This window comes from Pseudomonas sp. NPDC089569 (assembly GCF_050280625.1).
Lineage (GTDB): Bacteria > Pseudomonadota > Gammaproteobacteria > Pseudomonadales > Pseudomonadaceae > Aquipseudomonas.
This window is the reverse complement of sequence record NZ_JBNNVQ010000170.1, coordinates 1-6,394: the sequence shown is the minus strand read 5'-3', so window position 1 is coordinate 6,394 and position 6,394 is coordinate 1. Positions and strand designations below refer to the sequence as shown.

Genomic DNA, 6,394 nt, shown 5'->3' with positions numbered 1-6,394 from the left:
CGGCCTGATCGATGATCTGCCCACTTGCGCCGAGCTGGTCGAACGCATCGTGGCTGACTGCCGCGCAGCGCTGGATAGATCGCTGGGCGCCTTCGAACAACCTCGGTGAAGTCATCGACGGTTGCCTGGCCCTCATCGACAATCCCGAGCTGACTGTCGACGAGCTGATGCAATACATTCCCGGTCCGGACTTCCCCACAGCTGCCATCATCAATGGTCGCGAAGGCATCATCGAGGCTTACCGTACCGGCCGTGGCCGCATTTACATGCGCGCCCGCTCGATCATCGAAGACATCGACAAGGTCGGTGGTCGTCAGCAGATCGTCATCACCGAACTCCCATACCAGCTGAACAAGGCGCGTCTGATCGAGAAGATCGCCGAGCTGGTCAAGGAAAAGAAACTCGAAGGCATCACCGAACTGCGCGACGAGTCCGACAAGGACGGTATGCGCGTGGTGATCGAGCTGCGTCGTGGCGAAGTGCCCGAGGTCATCCTCAACAATCTCTACGCCCAGACCCAGCTGCAAAGCGTGTTCGGTATCAACATCGTTGCACTGATCGACGGTCGTCCGCGGATCCTGAATCTCAAGGACCTGCTGGAAGCCTTCGTCCGTCACCGCCGCGAAGTCGTGACCCGTCGTACCGTGTTCGAACTGCGCAAGGCGCGCGAACGCGGTCACATTCTCGAAGGTCAGGCGGTTGCCCTGTCGAACATCGACCCGGTCATTGCCCTGATCAAGGCATCGCCAACACCGTCGGAAGCCAAGGAAGCGCTGGTCAGCACCCCTTGGGAGTCCAGTGCGGTCATGACGATGGTCGAGCGCGCCGGCGCCGATTCGTGCCGTCCGGAAAACCTTGACCCGCAATATGGCCTGCGTGACGGCAAGTACTTCCTGTCGCCGGAGCAGGCGCAGGCCATTCTGGAACTGCGTCTGCATCGCCTGACCGGTCTGGAACACGAAAAACTGCTGGCCGAGTATCAAGAGATCCTCAACCAGATTGGCGAGCTGATCCGCATCCTCAACAGCGCCACGCGCCTGATGGAAGTGATCCGCGAAGAGCTGGAAGTGATCCGTGCCGAATACGGCGACGTGCGTCGCACCGAGATCCTCGACGCGCGTCTCGATCTGACCCTGGGCGACATGATTCCGGAAGAGGATCGCGTCGTGACCATTTCCCACGGTGGCTATGCCAAGACCCAGCCGTTGGCTGCGTACCAGGCTCAGCGCCGTGGCGGCAAAGGCAAATCGGCCACTGGCGTCAAGGATGAGGACTACATTGCCCACCTGCTGGTTGCCAACAGCCACACCACGCTGCTGCTGTTCTCCAGCAAGGGCAAGGTTTACTGGCTGAAAACCTACGAAATTCCCGAAGCGTCCCGCGCTGCGCGCGGTCGTCCGCTGGTCAACCTGTTGCCGCTCGATGAGGGTGAATACATCACCACCATGTTGCCGGTCGAGGAGTACACCGAAGGTCACTACATCTTCATGGCTACCGCCAACGGCACCGTGAAGAAGACCCCGCTGGAATCCTTCAGCCGTCAGCGCAGCGTCGGCCTGATCGCGCTGGAACTGGATGAAGGCGACGTACTGATCTCGGCAGCCATTACCGATGGCGAGCGCGAGGTCATGCTGTTCTCCGATGGCGGCAAGGTGACCCGCTTCAAGGAATCCGATGTCCGCGCCATGGGCCGTACCGCGCGTGGTGTGCGTGGCATGCGTCTGCCGGAAGGTCAGAAGCTGATCTCCATGCTGATTCCGGAAGAAGGCAGTCAGATCCTGACCGCTTCCGAGCGTGGTTTCGGCAAGCGTACGGCAATCACCGAGTTCCCGGAGTACAAGCGTGGTGGCCAGGGCGTTATCGCCATGGTCAGCAACGAGCGCAACGGGCGCCTGGTCGGTGCGGTACAGGTGCTCGATGGCGAGGAAATCATGCTGATTTCCGACCAGGGCACTCTGGTCCGTACCCGTGTCGACGAAGTTTCCAGTCTGGGTCGTAATACCCAGGGCGTGACCCTGATCAAACTGGCCAAGGATGAAACCCTGGTCGGCCTTGAGCGGGTACAGGAGCCATCGGAAGTCGAGGGCGAAGAGCTTGAAGGCGAAGGTTTTGAAGGTGAAGAGCGTGTCGATTCGGAGTCGGGTGTGACCGGCGCCGAACCGGATGACGCGATCGACAACCTGCAAGCGGACGCCGCAGACGAAGAAGAGTCGCAAGACTAACCAAATCGTAGCAGGGCAGAGTGTTTGCTCTGTCCGCTACCGTGATTGCATAGCGAGAGTGGATGTGAGCAAACGAGCCTATAACTTCTGCGCAGGTCCTGCTGCGCTGCCCGAAGCTGTCCTGTTGCGTGCCCAGTCCGAGCTGCTCGACTGGCACGGCAAAGGCCTGTCGGTCATGGAAATGAGCCATCGCAGCGATGAGTTCGTGTCCATCGCCACCAAGGCCGAGCAGGATCTGCGTGATCTGCTGAATATCCCCTCGAACTATAAAGTGCTGTTTCTGCAAGGCGGCGCCAGCCAGCAATTTGCTCAGATTCCACTGAACCTGCTGCCGGAAAACGGTTCGGCCGACTATATCGATACCGGTATCTGGTCGCAGAAAGCCATCGAAGAAGCATCGCGCTACGGTCACGTCAATGTGGCCGCTACCGCCAAGCCTTACGACTATTTCGCCATTCCGGGCCAGAACGAGTGGAAGCTGTCGAAAGATGCGGCCTACGTTCACTACGCGCCGAACGAAACCATCGGTGGTCTGGAGTTCCAGTGGGTTCCCGAGACGGGTGATGTTCCGCTGGTGGCCGACATGTCTTCCGACATTCTCTCGCGCCCGGTAGACGTCTCGCGCTTCGGCATGATCTATGCCGGTGCCCAGAAAAACATCGGTCCGAGCGGCATCGTGGTGAACATCGTTCGCGAAGACCTGCTGGGTCGTGCCCGTTCCCTGTGCCCGACCATGCTCAATTACAAGGTCGCGGCCGACAACGGCTCCATGTACAACACCCCGCCGACCCTGGCCTGGTACCTGTCCGGTCTGGTGTTCGAGTGGCTGAAAGAGCAGGGTGGGGTCGAAGCCATCGCCAGGCTCAATGAGGTCAAGCAGCGCACGCTGTATGACTTCATCGATGCCAGCGGCCTTTACAGCAACCCGATCAACAAATCGGACCGCTCCTGGATGAACGTGCCGTTCAGATTGGCTGACGATCGCCTGGACAAGCCATTCCTGGCCGGTGCCGACGAGCGTGGCCTGTTGAACCTCAAGGGGCATCGCTCCGTGGGTGGCATGCGCGCCTCCATCTATAACGCCGTCGACATCAACGCGATCAACGCGCTGGTGGCCTACATGGCAGAGTTCGAGAAGGAACACGGCTAATGTCTGAGCAAGAACTCAAGGCACTGCGCCTGCGCATCGATGCCCTGGACGAAAAGGTCCTGGACCTGATCAGTGAGCGTGCGCGCTGCGCCCAGGAAGTCGCGCGAGTAAAGATGGCCTCGCTGGCCGAAGGCGAAGTGCCGGTGTTCTATCGTCCCGAGCGCGAAGCTCAGGTGCTCAAGCGCGTGATGGAACGTAACCAGGGGCCGTTGGGCAACGAAGAGATGGCGCGGTTGTTTCGCGAGATCATGTCTTCCTGCCTGGCTCTCGAGCAACCGCTGAAAGTGGCCTATCTGGGTCCGGAAGGTACTTTCACCCAGGCGGCGGCCATGAAGCACTTCGGCCACGCCGTGATCAGCAAGCCAATGGCGGCGATCGACGAGGTGTTCCGCGAAGTGGCGGCCGGAGCGGTGAACTTTGGTGTCGTCCCGGTGGAAAACTCCACTGAAGGCGCGGTCAACCACACCCTCGACAGCTTCCTTGAGCACGACATGGTGATCTGTGGCGAAGTCGAGCTGCGAATTCACCATCACCTGCTGGTTGGCGAGAACACCAAGACCGACAGCATCAGTCGTATCTACTCCCACGCCCAGTCGCTGGCTCAATGCCGCAAATGGCTGGACGCCCATTACCCGAACGTCGAGCGCGTGGCGGTGCCGAGCAATGCCGAGGCGGCCAAGCGCGTCAAGGGCGAATGGAATTCGGCGGCGATTGCCGGCGATATGGCGGCAGGCTTGTATGGGCTGACTCGCCTGGCCGAAAAAATCGAGGATCGTCCGGACAACTCCACGCGTTTCCTCATGATCGGCAACCAGGAAGTGCCGCCGACCGGTGATGACAAGACCTCGATCATTGTTTCCATGAGCAACAAGCCCGGCGCGCTTCATGAGCTGCTGGTGCCGTTCCATGACAATGGCATTGACTTGACCCGGATCGAGACCCGTCCTTCGCGCAGTGGCAAATGGACCTATGTGTTCTTCATCGACTTTGTCGGCCACCATCGCGACCCGTTGGTCAAGGGTGTGCTGGAAAAGATCAGTCAGGAAGCAGTGGCACTCAAGGTGCTGGGTTCCTACCCGAAAGCAGTTCTTTAAGGGGTGGTAGCAAATGAGTGGTAACTTCCTCGCTCTGGCGCAGCCGGGCGTGCAACAACTTTCGCCTTACGTTCCGGGCAAACCCGTGGACGAACTGGCTCGCGAGCTGAATCTCGATCCGGCCAGCATCGTCAAATTGGCCAGCAACGAAAACCCGCTGGGTGCAAGCCCCAAGGTCCTGGCCGCCATACGTGATGCGCTGGCCGAATTGACCCGCTATCCGGACGGTAACGGTTTCGCGCTCAAAAGCCTGCTGGCCGAACAGTGCCGCGTCGAGCTGAATCAGGTGACATTGGGCAATGGCTCCAATGACATCCTTGAACTGGTCGCGCGCGCCTATCTGGCGCCCGGTTTGAATGCGGTTTTCAGCGAGCACGCGTTTGCGGTGTACCCGATTGCAACTCAGGCGGTAGGCGCCGAAGCCAAGGTCGTTCCGGCCAGGGATTGGGGGCACGATCTGCCGGCCATGCTGGCGGCAATCGATGCCAATACCCGCGTCGTCTTCATCGCCAACCCGAACAACCCGACCGGGACCTGGTTCGATGCCGAGGCGTTGGACGAGTTTCTTCAGGACGTGCCGGAACATGTACTGGTCGTGCTGGATGAGGCTTACATCGAATACGCAGAAGGTAGCGACCTGCCTGATGGCCTGGACTTCCTCGCCGCTTACCCGAACCTGCTGGTTTCCCGCACGTTCTCCAAGGCTTATGGCCTGGCATCGCTGCGGGTCGGCTACGGCTTGTCCACGGCGGTGGTCGCCGATGTATTGAACCGCGTGCGCCAGCCGTTCAACGTCAACAGCCTGGCCTTGGCCGCCGCTTGCGCAGCACTGCAGGATGCCGAGTATCTGGCTGAGAGTCGTCGCCTCAACGAATCCGGCATGCAGCAGCTGGAAGCGGGGTTCCGTGAGTTGGGACTGAGCTGGATTGCGTCCAAGGGCAACTTCATCTGTGTTGATATCGGGCGCGAAGCCGCTCCGGTCTTCCAGGGATTGTTGCGTGAAGGTGTAATCGTTCGTCCGGTGGCCAACTATGGCATGCCGAATCACTTGCGCATCACCATTGGGCTGCCGGCGGAAAACACTCGCTTCCTCGAAGCGTTGACCAAGGTTCTGGCTCGTGGTTGATGTCACTGCGCTGCAATCTGCCGAACCTATGATCGGACGCCTTGTGGTCGTCGGTCTGGGATTGATCGGTGGTTCGTTTGCCAAGGGCTTGCGTGAAAGCGGCATCTGTCGCGAGGTGATCGGGGTGGATCTTGATCCTCAGTCGCGCAAGCTGGCGGTGGATCTGGGTGTAGTGGATCGTTGCGAAGAGGACCTGGCGGTTGCCTGTCGGGGAGCCGATGTCATTCAGTTGGCCGTACCGATTCTCGCCATGGAAAAACTGCTCGCCCGGCTGGCGGGCATGGATCTGGGGGCGGCCATTCTGACCGATGTCGGCAGTGCCAAGGGCAATGTCGTGCGCGCCGCTCGCGAAGCCTTCGGCGCCATGCCGTCACGTTTCGTGCCAGGACACCCGATTGCCGGTTCCGAGCAGAGTGGGGTGGAAGCCTCCAATGCAGAGCTTTTCCGTCGCCATAAAGTGATACTGACGCCGCTGGACCAGACCGATCCCGCAGCCCTGAGCGTGGTTGATCGCTTGTGGCGAGTATTGGGTGCCGATGTCGAGCACATGCAGGTCGAACGTCACGATGAAGTGCTGGCGGCGACCAGTCATCTGCCGCACTTGCTCGCGTTCGGCCTGGTCGATTCGTTGGCCAAGCGCAATGAAAACCTTGAGATCTTCCGTTACGCTGCGGGCGGTTTCCGCGATTTCACGAGAATCGCCGGAAGCGACCCGGTCATGTGGCACGACATCTGAACGGCTCCGGCCTGGCGGTCGATCGCACCCTGGCGGCGGTGCTGGAAAACTATCAGCAGGCCGACG

Annotated in this window: 3 protein-coding genes and 3 pseudogenes; all 6 read left to right on the top strand. The window is 60.2% G+C overall.

The genetic code is table 11. The features are described from left to right. Positions 1-89: 89 nt before the first annotated feature. Positions 90-2,222 (top strand): annotated as a pseudogene (locus ACQKP2_RS31205) (DNA gyrase C-terminal beta-propeller domain-containing protein); the annotation flags it as partial. 64 nt (positions 2,223-2,286) lie between these two features. Then, entirely contained in the window at positions 2,287-3,372 is a 1,086-nt protein-coding gene (serC, locus tag ACQKP2_RS31200; RefSeq protein WP_427582148.1) for a 3-phosphoserine/phosphohydroxythreonine transaminase, read from the top strand. Beyond that, the gene (gene pheA / locus ACQKP2_RS31195; protein ID WP_427582147.1) at positions 3,372-4,466 is read left to right on the top strand and encodes a prephenate dehydratase; all 1,095 of its coding nucleotides are present in this window, start codon (positions 3,372-3,374) and stop codon (positions 4,464-4,466) included. Before serC ends, pheA begins: the two co-directional genes overlap by 1 nt. Positions 4,467-4,479: 13 nt before the next feature. Further along, on the top strand, positions 4,480-5,592 hold the full coding sequence (hisC, locus tag ACQKP2_RS31190) for a histidinol-phosphate transaminase (protein WP_427582146.1): 1,113 nt from the start codon (positions 4,480-4,482) through the stop codon (positions 5,590-5,592). Between the two features lie 28 nt (positions 5,593-5,620). Continuing rightward, a pseudogene (locus ACQKP2_RS31185) lies at positions 5,621-6,325 on the top strand (prephenate dehydrogenase/arogenate dehydrogenase family protein); the annotation flags it as partial. Further along, positions 6,325-6,394, top strand: a pseudogene (locus ACQKP2_RS31180) (hypothetical protein); the annotation flags it as partial. The pseudogenes ACQKP2_RS31185 and ACQKP2_RS31180, both read left to right, overlap by 1 nt.

What these genes read in the sequence shown, in the direction of transcription:
- pheA (WP_427582147.1), top strand. Translation starts at nt 3,372, where the DNA reads ATGTCTGAGCAAGAACTCAAGGCACTGCGCCTGCGCATCGATGCCCTG.
- hisC (WP_427582146.1), top strand. Translation starts at nt 4,480, where the DNA reads ATGAGTGGTAACTTCCTCGCTCTGGCGCAGCCGGGCGTGCAACAACTT.